The sequence below is a fragment of the Streptomyces sp. NPDC001599 genome (assembly GCF_042893535.1).
Taxonomy (GTDB): Bacteria; Actinomycetota; Actinomycetes; order Streptomycetales; family Streptomycetaceae; genus Streptomyces.
The window spans coordinates 423,217-444,152 of record NZ_JBIAVA010000004.1 but is presented as its reverse complement, the minus strand read 5'-3'; the positions used below and the strand labels follow the sequence as shown (position 1 = coordinate 444,152).

18 protein-coding genes are annotated in these 20,936 nt (G+C 71.1%); 4 read left to right on the top strand and 14 right to left on the bottom strand.

Features of this window, described 5'->3' with window-relative positions; translation table 11 throughout:
• Positions 1 to 103 precede the first annotated feature (103 nt).
• On the top strand, positions 104 to 1,246 hold the full coding sequence (locus ACFYZ3_RS14605; protein WP_388516878.1) for a glycerate kinase: 1,143 nt from the start codon (positions 104 to 106) through the stop codon (positions 1,244 to 1,246).
• Between the two features lie 276 nt (positions 1,247 to 1,522).
• On the opposite strand, the gene pssA is transcribed toward ACFYZ3_RS14605, so the two are convergent.
• The 9 genes from pssA to ACFYZ3_RS14560 form a co-directional block, all read right to left on the bottom strand.
• A complete protein-coding gene (pssA, locus tag ACFYZ3_RS14600) occupies positions 1,523 to 2,341 on the bottom strand; it encodes a CDP-diacylglycerol--serine O-phosphatidyltransferase (protein WP_030178550.1) in 819 nt (272 codons plus the stop codon).
• Positions 2,342 to 2,363: 22 nt separating this feature from the next.
• Positions 2,364 to 3,020 (bottom strand): phosphatidylserine decarboxylase, encoded by a 657-nt coding sequence (locus ACFYZ3_RS14595; RefSeq protein ID WP_104631952.1) that lies wholly within the window; start codon positions 3,018 to 3,020, stop codon positions 2,364 to 2,366.
• Between the two features lie 170 nt (positions 3,021 to 3,190).
• Positions 3,191 to 4,396 carry an acyl-CoA dehydrogenase family protein gene (locus ACFYZ3_RS14590; RefSeq protein ID WP_387059123.1) on the bottom strand — a complete coding sequence of 402 codons (1,206 nt, stop codon included), beginning with the start codon at positions 4,394 to 4,396 and terminating at the stop codon, positions 3,191 to 3,193.
• Between the two features lie 2 nt (positions 4,397 to 4,398).
• Complete coding sequence (locus ACFYZ3_RS14585) at positions 4,399 to 4,911, bottom strand: MaoC family dehydratase (protein ID WP_361005368.1); 513 nt, start codon at positions 4,909 to 4,911, stop codon at positions 4,399 to 4,401.
• Positions 4,912 to 4,916: 5 nt separating this feature from the next.
• Entirely contained in the window at positions 4,917 to 5,879 is a 963-nt protein-coding gene (locus tag ACFYZ3_RS14580; protein ID WP_388516684.1) for an HpcH/HpaI aldolase/citrate lyase family protein, read from the bottom strand.
• Positions 5,876 to 7,903, bottom strand: coding sequence for a protein meaA (locus ACFYZ3_RS14575; RefSeq protein WP_388516681.1), 2,028 nt, complete (start codon positions 7,901 to 7,903; stop codon positions 5,876 to 5,878). Before ACFYZ3_RS14575 ends, ACFYZ3_RS14580 begins: the two co-directional genes overlap by 4 nt.
• Positions 7,904 to 7,913: 10 nt before the next feature.
• Complete coding sequence (ccrA, locus tag ACFYZ3_RS14570) at positions 7,914 to 9,251, bottom strand: crotonyl-CoA carboxylase/reductase (RefSeq protein ID WP_388516874.1); 1,338 nt, start codon at positions 9,249 to 9,251, stop codon at positions 7,914 to 7,916.
• Positions 9,252 to 9,591: 340 nt separating this feature from the next.
• A complete protein-coding gene (locus ACFYZ3_RS14565) occupies positions 9,592 to 10,407 on the bottom strand; it encodes a TetR family transcriptional regulator (protein ID WP_356864986.1) in 816 nt (271 codons plus the stop codon).
• Positions 10,408 to 10,543: 136 nt separating this feature from the next.
• A complete protein-coding gene (locus ACFYZ3_RS14560; protein ID WP_388516679.1) occupies positions 10,544 to 12,349 on the bottom strand; it encodes a 3-hydroxyacyl-CoA dehydrogenase family protein in 1,806 nt (601 codons plus the stop codon).
• Positions 12,350 to 12,736: 387 nt separating this feature from the next.
• On the opposite strand from ACFYZ3_RS14560, the gene ACFYZ3_RS14555 reads away from it, so the two are divergent.
• On the top strand, positions 12,737 to 13,330 hold the full coding sequence (locus ACFYZ3_RS14555) for an adenylosuccinate lyase (protein WP_388516676.1): 594 nt from the start codon (positions 12,737 to 12,739) through the stop codon (positions 13,328 to 13,330).
• A gap of 96 nt (positions 13,331 to 13,426) precedes the next feature.
• On the opposite strand, the gene ACFYZ3_RS14550 is transcribed toward ACFYZ3_RS14555, so the two are convergent.
• From ACFYZ3_RS14550 to ACFYZ3_RS14530, 5 genes are all read right to left on the bottom strand, one after another.
• Positions 13,427 to 13,966 carry a GNAT family N-acetyltransferase gene (locus ACFYZ3_RS14550; protein WP_388516674.1) on the bottom strand — a complete coding sequence of 180 codons (540 nt, stop codon included), beginning with the start codon at positions 13,964 to 13,966 and terminating at the stop codon, positions 13,427 to 13,429.
• Positions 13,963 to 14,361 carry a RidA family protein gene (locus ACFYZ3_RS14545; protein ID WP_388516671.1) on the bottom strand — a complete coding sequence of 133 codons (399 nt, stop codon included), beginning with the start codon at positions 14,359 to 14,361 and terminating at the stop codon, positions 13,963 to 13,965. Before ACFYZ3_RS14545 ends, ACFYZ3_RS14550 begins: the two co-directional genes overlap by 4 nt.
• Positions 14,362 to 14,431: 70 nt before the next feature.
• Entirely contained in the window at positions 14,432 to 16,021 is a 1,590-nt protein-coding gene (locus tag ACFYZ3_RS14540) for an alpha/beta hydrolase (RefSeq protein WP_388516669.1), read from the bottom strand.
• 179 nt (positions 16,022 to 16,200) lie between these two features.
• The gene (locus tag ACFYZ3_RS14535; RefSeq protein ID WP_388516666.1) at positions 16,201 to 16,500 is read right to left on the bottom strand and encodes a putative quinol monooxygenase; all 300 of its coding nucleotides are present in this window, start codon (positions 16,498 to 16,500) and stop codon (positions 16,201 to 16,203) included.
• A gap of 70 nt (positions 16,501 to 16,570) precedes the next feature.
• The gene (locus tag ACFYZ3_RS14530) at positions 16,571 to 17,617 is read right to left on the bottom strand and encodes an Rv2578c family radical SAM protein (protein ID WP_388516663.1); all 1,047 of its coding nucleotides are present in this window, start codon (positions 17,615 to 17,617) and stop codon (positions 16,571 to 16,573) included.
• 198 nt (positions 17,618 to 17,815) lie between these two features.
• Here ACFYZ3_RS14530 and ACFYZ3_RS14525 point away from each other — a divergent pair, with 198 nt between their 5' ends.
• Complete coding sequence (locus ACFYZ3_RS14525) at positions 17,816 to 18,259, top strand: SRPBCC family protein (protein ID WP_356864994.1); 444 nt, start codon at positions 17,816 to 17,818, stop codon at positions 18,257 to 18,259.
• A 150-nt stretch (positions 18,260 to 18,409) separates the two neighbouring features.
• Complete coding sequence (locus ACFYZ3_RS14520; RefSeq protein ID WP_388516659.1) at positions 18,410 to 20,866, top strand: MFS transporter; 2,457 nt, start codon at positions 18,410 to 18,412, stop codon at positions 20,864 to 20,866.
• Positions 20,867 to 20,936: the final 70 nt, after the last annotated feature.

The following is a 20,936-nucleotide window of genomic DNA, read 5'->3' as shown; positions in this document are numbered from 1 at the left end:
CATGACGGCGCGGGCGTCCTCCGGTTAGGGTCGCAGCGGCGCGACTGCCTTGACGTGCGCAAGGCCCGAAGAGCAAGGGGAGAGCAAGGTGGCTGACGCTGCTGTGGACGGGACCCGCCGGGTACTCGTCGCCGCGGACAAGTTCAAGGGCTCGCTGACGGCCGTCGAGGTCGCCGAGCGGGTCACGGCCGGACTGCGCCGCGTCGTGCCGGACGTCGTGGTCGAGGCGCTGCCCGTCGCCGACGGCGGCGACGGCACGGTGGCCGCCGCGGTCGCGGCCGGGTTCGAACGCCGGGAGGTACGGGTCGCCGGTCCCCTCGGCGACGAGGTGACGGCGGCGTACGCGCTGCGCGAGGACACCGCCGTCGTGGAGATGGCCGAGGCCAGCGGCCTCCAGCGGCTTCCGGAAGGCGTCCTCGCACCGCTGACCTCGTCCACGTACGGCTCCGGCGAACTGCTGCGGGCCGCGCTGGACGCGGGCGCGCGGACGATCGTGTTCGGGGTCGGCGGCAGCGCCACCACGGACGGCGGTGCCGGGATGCTGGCCGCGCTGGGCGCGCGGTTCCTCGGCGCGGACGGGGAGCCCGTCGCGCCGGGCGGGGGCGGCCTCGCGGGCCTGGCCTCGGCCGACCTGTCGGGCCTGGACCCCCGCCTGTCCGACGTGGAGCTGGTGCTCGCCAGCGACGTCGACAATCCGCTGACCGGGCCGAAGGGCGCCCCGGCGGTCTACGGGCCGCAGAAGGGTGCCTCGCCGGAGGACGTGACGGCCCTGGACGCGGCCCTCGCGCACTTCGCGAAGGTGCTGGAGCAGACGGAGGGCGTGGGCGCGCGGGCCGCCGAGTACGCCGCGTCGCCGGGCGCGGGCGCGGCGGGCGGCATCGGCTTCGGGGCGATGCTGCTGGGCGCGCGGTTCCGGCCCGGCATCGAGGTGATGCTGGACGTGCTGGGCTTCGCGCCGGCGCTGGAGCGGGCGGACCTGGTGATCACCGGGGAGGGCTCGCTGGACGAGCAGACCCTGCACGGGAAGGCACCGGCGGGCGTCGCGGCGGCGGCCCGGGCCGCGGGCAAGGAGGTCGTCGCGGTGTGCGGGCGCCTCGCGCTGCCGGCGGAGGTGCTCGGGCGGGCCGGGATCCGGCGGGCGTATCCGCTGACGGATGTGGAGCCGGACGTCGCGAAGTGCATCGCGGACGCGGGGCCGATCCTGGAGCGGGTGGCCGAGTCCATCGCGCGGGACTTCGTCGCGTAGGGGAGTTTCGCCCCCGCCGCCCCTTCCCATACCCGACCCTGGGGGCTGCCGCCCCCAGACCCCTGCTTCGGCCTGAACGGCCTCGTCCTCAAACGCCGGACGGGCTGGTTGGGCCGACCACGGCCACTCATGTCCCCACCGAGTCGGGTGGTGGGTGGGCATAGGCCCGGGGGTCTGGGGGCGGAGCCCCCAGGGACGCCGACACCGACGCCGGGCACGCGCAAACGGAAGGGCCCCGAACCCAACCCGGGGTTCGGGGCCCCACCCAGCGGAGCGCTACGGCAACTGCGCCGCCCGCGCCTCCCGCCGATTGTCACGGAAATTGTTCACCCGGCGAGCCGTGGCGAACAGGGGAATCACCGCCCCCATCACCAACTGCAACGCACACCCCGTCTGCAGCAGCAACTGCCCGCTCGGCGCGTCGAACGCCCACCCGGCCAGCAGCCCCATCGACAGGACGATCCACGACAGCATCGCCACCGCGAGGCGCCCCCGCGGCTTCGGGTACTCGACCCGGCTCACCATCAGCCAGGCCGTCCCGAGGATCGCCAGCAGCGTCGCCACGAACGGCAGCTCCAGCAGCACGATCGACACCACCGTCAGCGCGCCGAACGGCGACGGCATGCCCTGGAAGGTGCCGTCCTTGACGGTGACGCAGGAGAAGCGCGCGAGCCTCAGCACCACCGCCAGCAGCACCACGATCGCCCCCACCGCCGCCACCCGCTGGTAGGCGTCGTCCGCGACCATGCCGTAGACGAGGACGAAGTACGCCGGCGCGAGGCCGAAGCTGATCAGGTCGGAGAGGTTGTCCAGCTCCGCGCCCATCGGCGAGGACCGCAGCTTGCGGGCGACCAGACCGTCGAACAGGTCGAAGATCGCCGCGCACAGCATCAGGATGACCGCCGTGGCCGCGCTGTGCCGGGCCATGCCCGACTCGTCGCTGCCCATGAGGTGCGGGATCAGGATGCCGGTGGTGGTGAAGTACACCGCCATGAAGCCGCACGTGGCGTTGCCGAGCGTGAGCGTGTCCGCTATCGACAGGCGGAGCGAGAGCGGCATCTCCTCCTCGTCGTCCACCTCGTCGGCCTCCGGCACCCATCCGGCCTGGGTCTGTGGATCAATCACGGTCAATTCGAGTCACCCCAGCCACCGTCTTCTGACCCACCTCGACATCCACCTCGACACCCTCCGGCAGGTACAGGTCGACGCGGGAGCCGAAGCGGATCAGACCGACCCGCTCGCCCTGCTCGACCTTGGTGCCCTGCGGCACGTACGGGACGATACGGCGGGCCACCGCGCCGGCGATCTGGATCATCTCGATGTCGCCGAGCTCGGTGTCGAAGTGCCACACGACGCGCTCGTTGTTCTCGCTCTCCTTGTTGAAAGCGGGAACGAAGCCGCCCGGCACGTGCTCGACCGACGTCACCGTGCCCGACAGCGGGGCGCGGTTGACGTGGACGTTGAGCGGGCTCATGAAGATCGCGACGCGGGTGCGGCCGTCCTTCCACGGCATGATGCTCTGCACCACACCGTCGGCGGGCGAGACGACCCTGCCCTGGGTGATCTCGCGCTCGGGGTCGCGGAAGAACCACAGCATCCCCGCCGCGAGCGCGGTGGCGGGGACGGCGACGGCCTTGGCGGCGCCGGAACGGCGGGCCCGCAGGAGGCTGACGGCTGCGGTGGCGACGGTCGGCAGAAGCCACGGCGAGGCTCCGCGCGCGAGGCGTACGCCGGCGAGGCTGTCGCGAGGTGCAGAGGTTTGGCTGTGGGGCATGGATGACCTTCGTAGCGGATGATGCCGCGCTATGACGGGGGACGGCGGCTTTCCGGCGATCGTAGCGGCTCCGCGCCGCAACTGGGTAAGCCAGGAAGCTGAGTCGGCGGCCGAACACTGCCTACGGGGTGTGACCTTCTTCTCCAAGAAAACACCCCGTATCCGGACATCTAACCCTGGAATCGATACTCTTCGAGCAGTCGGCGGCCGATGATCATTTTCTGGATCTCGGCGGTGCCTTCACCGATGAGCAGCATCGGCGCCTCGCGGTAGAGGCGCTCGATCTCGTACTCCTTGGAGAAGCCGTACCCGCCGTGGATCCGGAAGGCGTCCTCCACGACCTCCTTGCAGTACTCGGAGGCGAGGTACTTGGCCATCCCCGCTTCCAGGTCGTTTCGTTCGCCCGAGTCCTTTTTGCGCGCAGCGTTCACCATCATCGCATGCGCCGCCTCCACCTTGGTAGCCATCTCCGCGAGCTTGAACTGGATGGCTTGGTGCTGGGCGATCTGCTTGCCGAAAGTGTGACGCTGCTGGGCGTACTGGACACCGAGCTCGAAGGCACGCTGAGCGACGCCGCAGCCACGGGCCGCCACGTTGACGCGGCCGACCTCGACGCCGTCCATCATTTGGTAAAAACCTCGGCCGGTGACGCCGCCGAGCACCCGATTGGCCGGAATGCGCAGGCCGTCCATGATGAGCTCGGTGGTGTCGACGCCCTTGTAGCCCATCTTGTCGATCTTGCCGGGGATGGTCAGCCCCGGGCGGACCTCACCGAAACCGGGCTCCTTCTCCACCAGGAAGGTCGTCATCGACTTGTGCGGGGCGGTCCCCTCGGGGTGACCCTCGTCACTCTTCACCAGGACGGCCACAAGGGACGACGTACCGCCGTTCGTCAGCCACATCTTCTGGCCGTTCAGGACGTACTCCTCGCCGTCCCGCACGGCCTTCGAGGAGATCGCCGAGACGTCGGAGCCCAGCGCCGGCTCGGACATCGAGAAGGCACCCCGGATGTCGCCCGCGGCCATCCGGGGCAGGAAGTGGTCCTTCTGCTCCTGCGTGCCGTGCTGCTTGAGCATGTACGCCACGATGAAGTGCGTGTTGATGATGCCGGACACCGACATCCAGCCGCGGGCGATCTCCTCCACGCACAGGGCGTAGGTCAGGAGCGACTCGCCCAGGCCCCCGTACTCCTCGGGAATCATCAGGCCGAACAGGCCGAGTTCCTTCAGCCCGTCCACGATGTCCTGCGGGTACTCGTCCCGGTGCTCCAGCTCGGTGGCGACCGGAATGATCTCCTTGTCCACGAAGTCGCGGACGGTGGAGAGGATCTCCCGCTGGACGTCCGTGAGGCCGTGGGTCTGGGCGAGGCGGCTCATCTCTACTTCCCCTGTTCCTTCAGCTCGGGCCGGCCGGGCTGCTCGCCGCCGCGCTCCTTGGTGTATGTCTCGGTCGGCACCATCACCTTGCGGCGGAAGACGCAGACCAGGGTGCCGTCCTGCTTGTAGCCCTTGGTCTCGACGTGGACGATGCCGCGGTCGTTCTTCGACTTCGACGGCCACTTGTCGAGCACCGTCGTCTGGCCGTACAGCGTGTCGCCGTGGAAGGTCGGCGCCACGTGCCGCAGCGACTCGATCTCCAGGTTGGCGATCGCCTTCCCCGAGATGTCCGGGACCGACATGCCGAGCAGGAGCGAGTAGATGTAGTTGCCGACCACCACGTTCTTGCCGAAGTCCGTGGTCTTCTCGGCGTAGTTGGTGTCCATGTGGAGCGGGTGGTGGTTCATGGTGAGGAGACAGAACAGGTGGTCGTCGTACTCCGTGACCGTCTTCCCGGGCCAGTGCTTGTACGTCGCCCCGACCTCGAACTCCTCGTAGGTGCGTCCGAACTGCATCGCCCTCAGCCCTCCGGGATCTCGAACTTGCCGGTGCGCCGCATGCCGGCCGCACGCCCCTTGCCGGAGACGACCAGCGCCATCTTGCGGCTGGCCTCGTCGATCATCTCGTCGCCGAGCATCGCCGAGCCCTTCCTGCCGCCCGCCTCGGACGTGTAGTAGTCGTACGCGTCCAGGATCAGCTCGGCGTGGTCGTAGTCCTCCTGGGAGGGCGAGAAGATCTCGTTGGACGCCTCGACCTGGCCCGGGTGCAGCACCCACTTGCCGTCGAAACCGAGGGCGGCGGCGCGCTGGGCGACCTCGCGGTAGCCGTCCACGTTGCGGATCTGGAGGTAGGGGCCGTCGATCGCCTGGAGGTCGTTGGCGCGGGCGGCCATCAGGATCTTCATCAGGATGTAGTGGTAGGCGTCCGCCGGGTAGCCGGGCGGCTGCTCGCCCACGACCAGCGACTTCATGTTGATGGACGCCATGAAGTCGGCCGGGCCGAAGATGATGGTCTCCACGCGCGGGCTCGCCTGGGCGATCTCGTTGACGTTGTTCAGGCCCCGCGCGTTCTCGATCTGCGCCTCGATGCCGATCCGGCCGACCTCGAAGCCCATCGTCTTCTCGATCTGGGTGAGCAGGAGGTCGAGCGCGACGACCTGCTGGGCGTCCTGGACCTTCGGCAGCATGATGCAGTCCAGGTTCGGGCCCGCGCCCTCCACCACCGTCACGACGTCCCGGTACGTCCACTCGGTCGTCCAGTCGTTGACGCGCACGACGCGGGTCTTGCCGGTCCAGTCGCCCTCGTTGAGGAACTTGACGATCGTGTGCCGCGCCTCCGGCTTGGCGAGCGGCGCGCAGGCGTCCTCCAGGTCCAGGAAGACCTGGTCCGCCGGGAGGCCCTGGGCCTTCTCCAGGAAGCGCGGGTTCGAGCCCGGGACCGCCAGGCAGGAACGCCGGGGGCGGAGACGGTTGACGGTCGTCATGCGGGGACCTCCAGGGGGTCGAGCTTGTTCGCGTACCGGATCTCGTCGACGATCCGGCCGATGATGCCGGTGATGTCGAAGTCCTTCGGGGTGAAGACCGCGGCCACTCCCGCGGCCCGCAGTTCCTCGGCGTCACCGTTCGGGATGATGCCACCGGCGATCACCGGGATGTCTGTGGCACCGGCGACACGGAGCCGTTCGAGTACGTCCGGCACCAGTTGGGCGTGCGAGCCGGACAGGATGGACAGGCCCACCGCGTGCACGTCCTCCGCGAGGGCGGCGTCCACGATCTGCTCCGGGGTGAGCCTGATGCCCTGGTAGACCACCTCGAACCCGGCGTCGCGGGCCCGCACGGCGATCTGCTCGGCGCCGTTGGAGTGGCCGTCGAGGCCGGGCTTGCCGACCAGGAAGCGGAGCTTGCCGACGCCCATCTCCTTCGCCGTCAGCTCCACCTTGCGGCGCACCTCGGAGAGGGCCGAGCCCTCCTCGGCGGTGACCGCGACCGGCGCCGAGGACACTCCGGTCGGCGCGCGGAACTCGCCGAACACCTCGCGCAGCGCCCCCGCCCACTCGCCGGTCGTGGCGCCGGCCCGGGCGCACTCCAGGGTGGCCTCCATGAGGTTGCCGGTGCCGCGGGCGGCCTCCTTCAGCTTCTCCAGCGCCTTGCAGGGGCGCGGGTGGTTGAAGGGCGGCTGATAGCGGGTGTCCCGCCAGTTCCGCAGCGAGGCGACGACGCGGGCCTCCACCGCCGGGTCGACCGTCTGGATCGCGGTGTCCAGGTCGGCGGTCAGCGGGTTGGGCTCGGTGCCCTCGAAGGCGTTGACACCGATGATCTTCTCCTCGCCGGACTCGATCCGCGCCCGGCGCTCGGCGTGCGAGGCGACCAGCTGGGACTTGAGGTAGCCGGACTCCACGGCGGCCATGGCGCCGCCCATCTCCTGGATGCGGTCCATTTCCGCGAACGCCGCCTCGACCAGCTCCTCGACCTTCGCCTCGACCACCTTCGAGCCCTCGAAGAGGTCCTCGTACTCCAGCAGGTCGCTCTCGTGCGCCAGCACCTGCTGGATGCGCAGCGACCACTGCTGGTCCCAGGGGCGGGGCAGGCCCAGCGCCTCGTTCCAGGCCGGCAACTGCACGGCACGCGCGCGTGCGTCCTTGGAGAGGGTGACCGCCAGCATCTCCAGCACGATCCGCTGGACGTTGTTCTCCGGCTGCGCCTCGGTCAGGCCCAGGGAGTTGACCTGGACGCCGTAGCGGAAGCGGCGGTGCTTGGGGTTCTCGATGCCGTAGCGCTCGCGGGTGACGCGGTCCCAGATGCGCCCGAAGGCGCGCATCTTGCACATCTCCTCGACGAAGCGCACGCCCGCGTTCACGAAGAAGGAGATGCGGCCGACCACGTCGCCCATGCGCTCCTGCGGCACCTGACCGCTGTCGCGCACCGCGTCGAGCACGGCGATCGCGGTGGACATCGCGTACGCGATCTCCTGCACCGGCGTGGCGCCCGCCTCCTGCAGGTGATAGCTGCAGATGTTGATCGGGTTCCACTTCGGCAGGTGGGAGACCGTGTACGCGATCATGTCGGTCGTCAGCCGGAGCGACGGTCCCGGCGGGAAGACGTGCGTGCCCCGGGACAGGTACTCCTTGACGATGTCGTTCTGGGTCGTGCCCTGGAGCTTGGTGATGTCGGCACCCTGCTCCTCCGCGACGACCTGGTAGAGCGCCAGCAGCCACATGGCCGTGGCGTTGATGGTCATCGAGGTGTTCATCTGCTCCAGGGGGATGTCCTGGAACAGCCGGCGCATGTCCCCGAGGTGCGCGACGGGCACGCCGACCCGGCCGACCTCGCCGCGGGCGAGGATGTGGTCGGAGTCGTAGCCGGTCTGGGTCGGCAGGTCGAAGGCGACCGACAGACCCGTCTGCCCCTTGGCGAGGTTGCGCCGGTACAGCTCGTTGGACGCCTCGGCCGTGGAGTGACCGGCGTAGGTGCGCATGAGCCACGGCCGGTCCTTCTGACGCTCGGTCACGTGGCGCTCCTCAGATGTTCCGGAAGCGGTTGATGGCGTCGAGGTGCTGCGCGCGCTTCTCGTGGTCGCGCACGCCCAGGCCCTCCTCGGGCGCCAGGCACAGCACGCCGACCTTGCCCTGGTGCAGGTTGCGGTGGACGTCGTAGGCGGCCTGGCCGGTGTCCTCGAGGGAGTACACCTTGGAGAGCGTGGGGTGGATCCTGCCCTTGGCGATGAGTCGGTTGGCCTCCCAGGCCTCGCGGTAGTTGGCGAAGTGGGAGCCGATGATGCGCTTCAGGGACATCCACAGGTAGCGGTTGTCGTACTCGTGCATGTAGCCCGAGGTCGAGGCGCAGGTGGTGATGGTGCCGCCCTTGCGGGTGACGAAGACGGAGGCGCCGAAGGTCTCGCGGCCGGGGTGCTCGAAGACGATGTCGATGTCCTCGCCGCCGGTGAGTTCGCGGATGCGCTTGCCGAAGCGCTTCCACTCCTTCGGGTCCTGGGTGTTCTCGTCCTTCCAGAACCGGTAGCCCTCGGCGTTGCGGTCGATGATCGCGTCGGCGCCCATCGACCGGCAGATGTCCGCCTTCTGGTCGCTGGAGACGACGCAGATCGGGTTGGCGCCGCCGGCGAGGGCGAACTGGGTGGCGTACGAACCGAGTCCGCCGCTGGCGCCCCAGATGAGGACGTTGTCGCCCTGCTTCATGCCGGCGCCGTTGCGGGAGACCAGCTGGCGGTACGCGGTGGAGTTGACCAGGCCGGGAGCGGCGGCCTCCTCCCAGCTGAGGTGGCCGGGCTTCGGCATCAGCTGGTTGGACTTGACCAGCGCGATCTCGGCGAGTCCGCCGAAGTTGGTCTCGAAGCCCCAGATGCGCTGCTCGGGGTCGAGCATCGTGTCGTTGTGGCCGTCGGACGACTCCAGCTCGACGGAGAGGCAGTGCGCGACGACCTCGTCGCCCGCCTGCCAGGCGTTGACGCCGGGACCGGTGCGCAGGACGACACCGGCGAGGTCGGAGCCGATGACGTGGTACGGCAGGTCGTGGCGCTTGGCGAGGTCGCTGACCCGGCCGTAGCGCTCCAGGAACCCGAAGGTGGACAGCGGCTCGAAGATCGAGGTCCACACCGAGTTGTAGTTGACCGAGGAGGCCATCACGGCCACCAGGGCCTCGCCGGGGCCCAGCTCGGGCACCGGCACGTCGTCCAGGTGGATCGACTTGCGGGGGTCCTTGTCGCGGGTCTCGAGGCCCGCGAACATCTCCGTCTCGTCCTTGTGCACGGTGATCGCGCGGTACGACTCGGGGAGCGGCAGTGCGGCGATGTCGGCCGGTGTGGAGTCGGGCGACTGGATCGCGTCCAGGATGTCCTTCACGGTCACGGTGTTGCCTCCGGCGGTGAGCGCCCTGAGGGAGGGGCGCTGAGGGTTACGTCGGTGCTGCTGAGGTGAGGGTGTGTGCCTGTGACGCAGGCGTTCGGACGCGCAGGGGATGAGGTGCGGGGACAGCCCGAACACCTTCAACGTATGACACCGCGTGTCACCCCGCAAGGCACTGAGTGCCAGAAATGCTTCTCAGATGAAATCTTTACGCGACAGATGAGCGATGATCGATCGAATCATCTCCCGCCGAAGGTGAAAAAGGGGCGCCGACATGCAAAAACGGCCACCCGGTGGGTGGCCGTCGTCACAGTGCGGAACGGTGCGGAGGGGGCGGTCAGCGCTCCTTGAGCGCCTGCTCGATGGTGCGCATGACCTCGTGCAGCGGCGCGTCGGTGCGCGCCACCGTCACGAGCACCTCGCCCTGCACGGAGGCCGAGGAGGCGGCGGGACGGGCGGTGGAGGCCGTGCCGCGGCCCGCCCCGATGCCCGTGCCGAAGGTCTTCCGCACGATCGCGAAGGCGTGGTCCAGCTCGGCCTCGACGTCGCCCTGCCCGTCGGCCCGCAGCCAGCGCCGCAGCACGTGGTTGTGCGCCGTCACCACGGCGGACGCCGCGACCTCTGCGAGCAGCGGGTCGTCGTTGGCGTCGTCGTCGTGCGCGTGCTCGTCGAAGTGGCCGAGCAGATAACGGGTGAACAGCCGCTCGTAACGGGCCACCGACGCGATCTCCGCCTCGCGCAGGGTGGGCACCTCGCGCGTCAGTTTGTAGCGGGCGACCGAGATCTCCGGCCGGGCCGCGTACATCTTCATGACTTCCTTGATGCCCCGGCACACCGTGTCGAGCGGATGCTCGTGCGCGGGCGCCGCGTTGAGCACCGCCTCGGCCCGCACCAGGGTGTCGTCGTGGTCCGGGAAGATCGCCTCTTCCTTGGAGCGGAAGTGGCGGAAGAAGGTGCGGCGGGCGACCCCGGCCTGAGCCGCGATCTCGTCGACGGTGGTCGCCTCGTACCCCTTGGTCGCGAACAGCTCCATCGCCGCCGCCGCCAGCTCCCGGCGCATTTTGAGCCGCTGGGCGGCGGCTCGGCTGCCGGCCGCGCTCTCCGGCGCGTCGGACGTGGCTGAGGTACGTGAGGACTTGGCGGGCTGGGACATGACCCGAACGTACTGCATGCGGGCGCAATCATGCGCGTGACCGGGGATTCCCCCGCCCGCGCGGGGCGGGGGAGACCCGGCCGGATCGAGCAGTCCGCCCCAGTCCTCCTCGGACCGCGGCCAGTCGCCCGGCGGCTCAGCGGCGGGCATGCTCGCGGAAACCGCGGCCCGTCTTGCGGCCGAGGCAGCCCGCGGCCACCAGGTGCTCCAGCAGCGGCGCCGGGGCGAGGCCCGGGTCGCGGAACTCCCGGTGCAGCACCTTCTCGATGGCGAGCGACACGTCGAGTCCGACCACGTCGAGCAGCTCGAACGGGCCCATGGGATAGCCGCCGCCCAGCTTCATCGCCGCGTCGATGTCGTCGAGGGTCGCGTAGTGCTCCTGCACCATCTTGACCGCGTTGTTGAGGTACGGGAACAGCAGCGCGTTCACGATGAACCCGGCCCGGTCGCCGCAGTCCACGGCGTGCTTGCGCACCTCGGCGCAGACCTCGTGGACGGTGGCGTGCACGTCGTCGGCGGTCAGCACCGTGCGGACCACCTCGACCAGCTTCATCGCCGGGGCCGGGTTGAAGAAGTGCATGCCGATCACGTCCTGCGGGCGCGAGGTGGCGCGGGCGCAGGCGACGACGGGCAGCGAGGACGTGGTGGTGGCCAGCACCGCGCCCGGCTTGCAGACCTTGTCCAGCGTGCCGAACAGCTGCCGCTTGACCTCCAGGTCCTCGGCGACGGCCTCCACGGCCAGGTCGACGTCGGCGAAGTCGTCGTACGTGCCCGTCGGAGTGATCAGCTCCAGGGTCCGCGCGGCCGCCTCGGCGCTCATGCGCCCCTTGTCGACCGACCGGGACAGGGACTTCCCGATCCGGGCCTTGGCCGTCTGCGCCTTCTCCGCGCTGCGGGCGGCCAGCACGACCTCGTACCCGGCCTTGGCGAACACCTCGGCGATGCCGGACGCCATGGTGCCCGAACCCGCCACGCCCACCGCGCGGACCGGCCGCCCGGCGACCGGGGCGCCGTCCCCGGCGGGGGTCAGCGAGTCCGGCACGACGACCGCGCTGCCGGGCGCCTCGTAGGTGTAGAAGCCCCGCCCCGCCTTGCGCCCCGTCAGGCCCGCCTCGCTGAGCTGCCTGAGGATCGGCGCGGGGGCGTGCAGCCGGTCCCTGGAGGCGGCGTACATGGCCTCCAGGACCGTGCGCGCGGTGTCCACGCCCACCAGGTCGAGCAGGGCCAGCGGCCCCATCGGCAGTCCGCAGCCGAGCCGCATCGCGGCGTCGATGTCCTCGCGGGAGGCGTAGTTCGCCTCGTACATCGCGGCGGCCTGGTTGAGGTACCCGAACAGCAGCCCGTCCGCGACGAAGCCGGGCCGGTCCCCGACCGCGACCGGCTCCTTGCCGAGGTCCAGAGCAAGGTCGGTGACGGCCGTGACGGCGGCGGGCGCGGTCAGCACCGAGGAGACGACCTCGACCAGCTTCATCGCCGGTGCCGGGTTGAAGAAGTGCAGGCCGAGCACCCGCTCCGGGCGGGCCGAGTCCGCGGCCAGCCGCGTGACGGACAGCGCGTTGGTGCCGGTCGCCAGGATCGTCTCGGGACGCACGATCCCGTCCAGCTCCCGGAAGACCCGCTGCTTGATCTCGTACGACTCCGGAACGACCTCGATCACCAGGTCGGCGCCGGCCGCCGCCCGCAGGTCGGTGGAGGTGCGGACGCGGCCCAGGGCGTCGGCGCGCTCCTGCCCGGTCAGGCGCCCGCGCTCGACGGCACGGGCGGTGGAGGACTCCAGTGCGGCGACCGCCTTGACGGCCTGCGCCTCGCTGACGTCGATGCCGATGACCTCGCGGCCGGCTCCGGCCAGGATCTCGGCGATGCCGGTGCCCATGGTGCCGAGGCCGACGACGGCGACGGTGCGGAGCGGGGACAGAGAGGTGTCGGACAGGGGAGCGGCCATCGCGGGACTCCAGGAATGAGGGGTGACGACGGGAACACGCCCGGGTACGCCGTGGGGCGCACCGGGTGTGTGAGAAGGAGGAGAAAGAAGGGAGTGCGGGTGATGCCGGGCCGACTCGCGCACACGCCCGGTGCCGTCCTGAGGGGGCGTGCACACGCCCGCCCGGCGGCCTGTGACCGGCCCTGTCCCGAGGCCGAGTCCTGATGCGGTACCCGAAGTACCGGACCGACTGCCCTCCCGGTGGTTGCGTCACCAGACCACCGTGAGGAGTTGCTGCGGGTGGGTGACCCGCTCGTCTGAGGTTAACCCGCCGGTAACGAGCGCGCCAGCCCCCGGCGTTCGTGATGTACGTCCCAGACGGGGTGTGACGCCCCTAACCTCGGTGTCATGGACGAAGAGTTGCGAGCGCTCACGGAGCGCTTACGGGCCGAGTCGGCGGCCTCGGGTGTTCCGGAAGCCGCGGCCGTGTACGACCGGCTCGTGGCGACCGTGGACCAGGACGAACTGGCCGCCGTGCTCACCGAGCCCGGACACCCGCTGTGGGCCCGGGAGCTGGCCGCCTTCCGGCTGGGGGTGGCGGGGGACCGGCGGGCCTTCGAGTCGCTCGTACTCCTGCTGAACCACCGCGACCCGCCCCGCTGTGCCTCGGCCGCATACGCCCTGGCCCGCCTCGGCGACCCACGGACGGCCCGCGCGGCCGCGGCCCTCGCCACCAACGAACTGCGGGTCGCCTACGCCCTGCACCCGGTACGGCTGCTGGTGGAACTGCGGGCTCCCGAGGCGGTGCCCGCGCTGATCACCACTCTGGAGCGGCGGCTGCGCCCGCACGACCCGTACCGGCGTGTCGCGCTCGCCTGCGTGGAGGGACTCGGTGCCCTCGGGGACGACCGCGCCGGCCCCGTCCTGAACGACGCCCTGGCCCACCCGGCGCTGGCACAGGCGGCGGTGCGGGCCCTGGCGCGCATCCCGGGGCAGCGGTGAGCGGCGGACCGGTGCCCCGGCGACGACGGGCCGGTGTCGCGCGACGACGGGCCGGTGTCGCGCGACGACGGGCCGGTGTCGCGCGATGACGAGCCGTCAGCCGTCCAGCGCCCGGGCGTAACGCACCTCGGGCACCGCGACGCCCTCCACCTCGAAGGGTTCCTCGGCTCCGTCGGGGCGAAATCCCGCCCGCTCGTAGAAGCGCCGGGCGCGGGTGTTGTCCCGGAGCACCCACAGGAGCATGCGCGCGTGCCCGGCGGCCCGGCACCGGCGTACCGACTCCCCGACGAGGGCCCGGCCGATGCCCGCGCCGAACCGTGCGGTGTCGACGTAGAGGGCGTACAACTCGGCGTCCGCGGTGCGCGCCTCGCCGTCCCGGTAGGGACCGTGACAGGCCCAGCCGACGACCTCGCCGGCCTCGTCCTCGGCGACCAGGTTCACCAGGCCCTGAGGGGGCCGGGCGAACAGAGAGCGGCGGCGCTCGGCGTCGGCGGCGGGGTCCATCGCGTCGAGGTACGGCTGCGGCATCAGGCCCCGGTAGGCGCTCTGCCAGCCCCGGACCCGGATCCCGGACACCTGGTCGCAGTCCGCGAGCGCCATCTCCCGCACCCGCACGCGCGCCTGCGGACCGCTCACGGCGCCACGACCGCGAACGCCTCGATCTCCATGAGGAACTCCGGCCGGACCAGCGCGGCCACCTGCACCGCGGAGGCGGCCGGCAGCTTGTCGTCGGGTATGTGCTCGGCGCGGGCGGCGCGGATCGCGCCCATGTGGGCCATGTCCGTGACGAAGAAGGTCAGCTTCACCACGTCGTCGAAGACCGCTCCGGCCGAGGCCAGGCACCGGCGCAGGTTCTCGAAGACCTGGCGGGCCTGGGCCGCGGGATCGCCCTCGCCGACCACCCTGCCGTCCTCGTCCAGGGCGAGCTGCCCCGAGACGGCCACGAACCGCCCGGTGCCGAGGACGACATGGGTGTACTGCGCGGCGGGCGCGACGCCCTCGGGGGCCGGGATCCTGGTCAGTTCACTCATGCGTCCATCGTGGACCACGCCACTGACAACGCCGCCGACGGGGTGCGGCCGACGTGCGGCGACGGGACGGCTAGCCGCGGAAGCCGAGCAGTCCGTGCAGGGTCGAACCCCGCGAGGACGTGGAAGCCGCCTTGGACTCCAGCGGCTTCGGATCCGGCAGTGCCGGGCACACCGCGTCCGCCTCGCCGCCGTCGCCGCGCGGCACCGTTCCGTCGGTCAGGTAGGCGGTCAGGTGCTCGTCCAGGCAGTCGTTCCCGCTCAGCGTGATGCCGTGGTTCCCGCCGCCCTCCTCGACGACGAGGGCGGAGTCGCGCAGCAGCCGGTGCGCGGCGACGCCGCCCTCGTACGGCGTGGCCGCGTCGCCGGTCGCCTGGAACAGCAGGACCGGGGGCAGGTCGCCGTTGGCGACGTCCACCGGCTGCCCGGACCCCGTGGGCCAGAACGCGCACGGCGCGTTGTACCAGGCGTTGTTCCACACCATGAAGGGCGCCTTCTCGTACAGGTCCCAGCTGTCGTCCCGCCACTCGTCCCAGTCCCGCGGCCAGGCGGCGTCGCGGCACTGCACCGCGGTGTAGACGCTGTAGCCGTTGTCTCCGGAGGCGTCCAGGGCACCGAAGTTCTCGTACGCCTCGACCAGCGGGCCGGTGTCCTCGTCCTTGACCCAGGCGGCGAACGCCTCGGCCAGATAGGGCCAGTAGCCGTTGTAGTACCCGCCGGGCATGTAGGTGTCCTCCAGCTCGGAGGCGCCGACCTTCCCGCCGGCCGGCCGCTTCGCGAGCGCCGTCCGCATGGCGTACCAGGCGGCCTCGACCCGCTCGGGGTCGCTGCCCAGACCGTAGGCCGCGTCGTGCTCGGCGATCCAGGCCAGGAACGCCCGGTGGCGGTCGTTGAAGGCGAGGTCCTGGTTGAGGTTGGCGTCGTACCAGACGTCGTCCGGTCCGACGACGGAGTCCAGGACCAGCCGCCGCACCCGCTCCGGATAGAGCTTCGCGTAGACGGCGCCCAGGTAGGTGCCGTACGAGTAGCCGAAGTAGTTGAGCTTCTCCGAGCCGAGCGCCGCGCGGATCGCGTCGACGTCCCGCGCCGCGTCGACCGTGTCGATGTGGGGCAGCACGTCCGCGTACTTCTCGCCGCAGGCGTCGGCGAAGGACTTCGCGCGCGCGAGGTTGGCCTGCTCGACGTCCGGCGTGTCCGGCAGCGAGTCGGGCCGCACCGGGTCGAAGTGGCCCGGCAGGCAGTCCAGCGCGGGAGTGCTCCTGCCCACGCCGCGCGGGTCGAAGCCGATGACGTCGTACTGGGCGGCCACCTTCGCGGGCAGCGACGACGCCACGAACCCGGCGAGCGTCAGCCCGCTGCCTCCGGGACCGCCGGGATTCACCAGCAGAGGGCCCTGGTACGTCCTGGAGGTGTGCGGGACGCGGGACAGCGCCAGCGTGATCTGCCTCCCGCGCGGACGCGCGTGGTCGAGCGGCACCTTCAGGGACGCGCACTGGAGGGTCGGGTAGTCCTCCGTGGCGCACTTCTCCCAGCGCAGGCCGGCCGCGGGCGCCGCGGGCGCGGGGTGCGTGGGCCGTGGTGCGCTCGCGTCGGCGGGGACGGCGGCGACGGTCCCGGCGGCGATGACGGCGGCGCCGCACAGCACGGCTGCGCGTTGTCTCATGGCGTTCTCCCAGGACTCCCAGGACGGAAGGGCTGCGGTCCGCGCGGGTCGCGGTCCTCGCCGGATCGTCCCGGGGAGCGCCTTGGGAAGAACGAGACCTGTCCATACTTGACCCGATTGGGTCGGAAGATGCCCTCCAATGCTCTTACTCGGCCGCTCCCGATGGGCTCACGGTGCCGTCAGGCCCCGAGCCCACCCGCGACCGACATCTCCTGCTTGGTGAACTCCCCCGTCAGCATCGGCATGGCCCGGCCGATCGCGTCCTTCGCCTCGGGCAGTTCCAGCGAAGCGTCGTGATGTTCCCGGGTCCGCCACACCTCGGTCACCCAGATCGTCGTCTCGTCGTCGTCGGACAGGCCCACGAGATAGAGCTCGCATCCGGCGTCCCGCAGACCGTCGGTGGCGCTCAGGAGGAGGGAGACCACCTCGTCGCGGAAGCCGGGCCGGGTCTTCATCGAGGCGATGCATCCGTAGGCCATGGAGGATCCCTTTCACTCGGGCGGGGCCGACTTCTTCGACCGGAGCGCGCACCGAAGGCTGTCAGACGAGTCAGATGAGGGAAAGCTGCACCGGCTCCGGGGACGGGGGTCCGGCCGGGCGCGCGTGCTCAGGCTCCTCGATCCTTCGCGGCATCCCCGCGCGCGCGGGACCGATGCCGTACTCGCGGGCCAGGTCGTGCACCTGGCGCGTGATCCTGCGCTGGTACCACTTCGGGGCGTAGGCGCCGTCCGCGTACAGCCGTTCGTACCGGCGGACCAGGTGCGGGTGGTGCCGGCCGAGCCAGGCCATGAACCACTCGCGGGCGCCCGGACGCAGGTGCAGCACCAGGGGTGTGACCGAGGTCGCGCCGGCGGCGGCGATGGCCCGCACGGTGGCCCTGAGCTGGGCCGGTTCGTCGCCGAGGAAGGGGATGACCGGTGCCATCAGCACCCCGCAGCCGATGCCGCGCTCGCCGAGCGCCCGGACGACCTCGAGCCGGCGCTCCGGGGCCGGGGTGCCCGGCTCCACGGTGCGCCACAGCTGCGCGTCGGTGAAGCCGACCGAGACCGAGATGCCCACGTCCGTCACCCGCGCCGCCCGCGTCAGCAGGTCCAGATCGCGCAGGATCAGCGTGCCCTTGGTGAGGATGGAGAACGGGTTCGCCCGCTCGGTGAGGGCCTCGATGATGCCCGGCATCAACCGGTAGCGGCCCTCCGCGCGCTGGTAGCAGTCGACGTTGGTGCCCATCGCCACGTGCTCGCCCTGCCAGCGGCGCGAGGCCAGCTGGCGGCGCAGCACTTCGGGCGCGTTCACCTTGACGACGATCTGGGAGTCGAAGCCGAGCCCCGTGTCGAGGTCCAGGTAGCTGTGGGTCTTGCGCGCGAAGCAGTACACGCACGCGTGCGTGCAGCCCCGGTAGGGGTTCACCGTCCACTCGAACGGCATGCGCGAGGCCCCCGGCACCCGGTTCAGGATCGAGCGGGCCCGCACCTCGTGGAAGGTGATGCCTCTGAACTCGGGCGTGTCGAACGTGCGGGTGACGACGGCGTCCGCGCCGAACAGCGCGGTGTCCGCCGCCCGGGCGTGGTCGGAGTCCGTGAGGTTCTCCCAGCGCATTGAGGCCTCCTCGGTAGCACTGCCGACACAATAGAACACTTGTTCCCTTGATCGTGCGGACGAATCGTGTGGAGGAGTCGTGCGGACGAGTCGTGCGGACGAGTCGTGCGGGGCCGCTTCGCGCCCCCCGATTTGGTGGCCGGGCGGCGGGGTGGTTGGCTTGCCCCGAACCCGAGAACCAGGCCCTGGAGGAACCCGATGGCGCAGGTCGAGGCGACGACGGAGCGGATCGTCGCAGCGGACGCGGAGACGGTGTTCGACACCCTCGCCGACTACAGCGGCACCCGCGAGAAGCTGCTGCCCGAGCACTTCAGCGAGTACGAGGTCCGGGAGGGCGGCGACGGCGAGGGCACCCTCGTGCACTGGAAGCTCCAGGCCACCAGCAAGCGCATCCGCGACTGCCTGCTGGAGGTCACCGAGCCGACCGACGGCGAGCTGGTCGAGAAGGACCGCAACTCCTCCATGGTCACCACCTGGCGGGTCACCCCGGCGGGCGAGGGCAAGTCCCGGGTCGTCGTGCTCACCACCTGGCAGGGCGCGGGCGGCGTCGGCGGCTTCTTCGAGAAGACCTTCGCTCCCAAGGGCCTCGCCCGGATCTACGACGCCCTGCTCGCCAAGCTCGCCGCCGAGGTCGAGAAGTAGCCAAAGGGCAGGCACCGGGCGGCCGTTGGCCGCCTCACCGGTTCGAGTGATCTCCGTGCGAACCCGCCGTACGTCCGTAACTCGTCGCACTTGTTCGCAGTTGTCGCCTCAGGCGGCAAATGTGAGCAGGTGTGACGAGGGGAGCGGTACGTGGGCGGGATCACTCTGGTGCAGGACCCGGTAAGGGATCCCGCACAGGACGAACCGGTCGTCGCAGTCCAGGCGCCCCCTGGGCCCGCCGTTCCCGAGCCGGGCGGGGCGCGGGACACCGGGCTGAGCCCGCGCCGGGTGCGACTGGTCTTCGTCGGCCTGATGCTGGCGCTGCTGCTCGCCGCCCTGGAGCAGATGATCGTCGCCACGGCGCTGCCGAAGATCGTCGGTGAGCTGCACGGTCTGGACAAGATGTCCTGGGCGATCACCGCGTACCTGCTCACCTCGACCGTCGGACTGCCGATCTACGGCAAGCTCGGCGACCTCTTCGGCCGCAAGGGCGTCTTCCAGTTCGCCATCCTGGTCTTCGTCGTCGGCTCCGCGCTCGCCGGACGCGCGCAGACCATGGACCAGCTGATCGCCTTCCGCGCGGTGCAGGGCGTCGGCGCGGGCGGCCTGATGATCGGCGTCCAGGCGATCATCGCGGACATCGTGCCGCCCCGCGAACGCGGCCGCTACATGGGCCTGATCGGCGCCGCCTTCGGCCTCGCCTCGGTCGCGGGCCCGCTCCTGGGCGGCTACTTCACCGACCACCTCTCCTGGCGCTGGTGCTTCTACATCAACGTGCCCTTCGGCCTGCTCACCATGGCCGTCGTCGCCGTCGTCCTCAAGCTGCCCAGGCCGCGGGTCAAGCCGCGCCTCGACATCCTCGGCGCCCTGCTGCTCGCCGCCGCCTCCACCTGCCTGGTGCTGCTCACCAGCTGGGGCGGCACCGAGTACGACTGGGACTCAAAGGTCATCCTCGGCCTCGGCGCCGGAGCGGTCGCGGCCACCCTGCTCTTCCTGGTCGCCGAGCACTTCGCGCCCGAACCCCTGATCCCGCTGCGCCTGTTCCGGGACTCCATCTTCAACGTCACCGCCCTGGTCGGCCTCGTCGTCGGCGTCGCCCTGTTCGGCGCCGCCAGCTACCTGCCGACCTTCCTCCAGATGGTCGACGGCGCCAGCGCCACCGAGTCCGGCCTGCTGATGCTGCCGATGATGGGCGGTGTCGTCGGCGCCTCGATCATCTCCGGACAGCTCATCAGCCGTACCGGTCACTACCGGATCCACCCGATCCTCGGCAGCGCGCTGTCCGTCGTCGGCATGTGGCTGCTCTCCCGCCTCGGCACCGACACGTCCCGGCTGCACTACAGCATCTGGATGGCCGTCCTCGGCGCCGGCATCGGCCTGGTGATGCCCGTCCTGGTGCTCGCCGTCCAGAACTCGGTGCGCCCCACCGACCTGGGTACCGCCACCAGCGCCAACAACTACTTCCGGCAGATCGGCGGCAGCGTCGGCGCGGCCGTCTTCGGCACCCTCTTCGCGGGCCGGCTCACCGACGCCCTGGCCGACCGGATCCCCGCCGAAGCGGGAGTCGACCTCCCCGACGCCGAGGCCATCACCCCCCAGCTCGTCCACTCCCTGCCCCCGGCGCTGCGCGACGCCTACATCGGGGCGTACGCCGACGCCATGCCGCGGATCTTCCTCTACCTGGTGCCGGTGCTCGTCCTTGGGCTCCTCATCGCCCTCTTCCTCAAGGAGAAACCCCTGGTGTCCCACAACGCCCCCGTCACCGACCCGGAGACCGCACAGCACGTACAGCACGCCCCCCAGCCGCAGCCGGCCGCCCAGGTCCCGCCGGCCCGGTCGCCCTACGCGGGCGGCATCCCCGTCTGCGGCACGGTGCAGCACCCCGACGGCACCGTCGTGCCCCGCGCGGCGCTCACCCTCATCGACGTCGGCGGACAGCAGATCGGCCGGGGCGCCAGCGGCGACGACGGACGGTACGCGCTGGCCACGCCCGGCTCCGGGGCGTACGTCCTGATCGCCGCGGCCGGCGGCCACCAGCCGCAGGCGGTCTCGGTGACGGTCGGCGAACGCCCGGTGGAACTCGACGTGGTCCTCGGCGGCGCCGGACGCCTCGCGGGCAGCGTCATGACCGCCGACGGAAGCCCCGTACGCGACGCGACCGTCACCCTCACCAACGTCCACGGCGAGGTCGTCGCCACCACCCGCAGCGGCCGCGAGGGCGGCTACGTCATCTCGGAGCTGGTGGCCGGCGAGTACACCCTCGCCGCCAGCGCCCCCGCCTTCCGCCCGGCCGCGCTGCCGGTCAGCGTCCAGGCCGCCCGGGAGACCCGCCAGGACGTCGAGCTGGCCGGCGGCGCCGTGCTGCGCGGCACCGTGCGGGCCAGTGGCGGGCGGGCCGTGGAGGACGCGCGCGTGACGCTGCTCGACGCCGCGGGCAACGTGGTGGACACCCTCACCACCGGCCCGGACGGCACGTTCCGGTTCGTGGACCTGTCGTCCGGCGAGTACACCGTCATCGCGGCCGGTTACCCGCCGGTCGCGACCGTGCTCCAGGTGGCCGGCGGTGGCCGGACGGAGCGTGACCTGCAGCTCGGCCACGAGGACTGAGACCGGCACACCGGCGCGCGGGCGCGCGCCGGTGTGTTCGCGCGCCACCAATTCCCCCGTTGCCGCACAT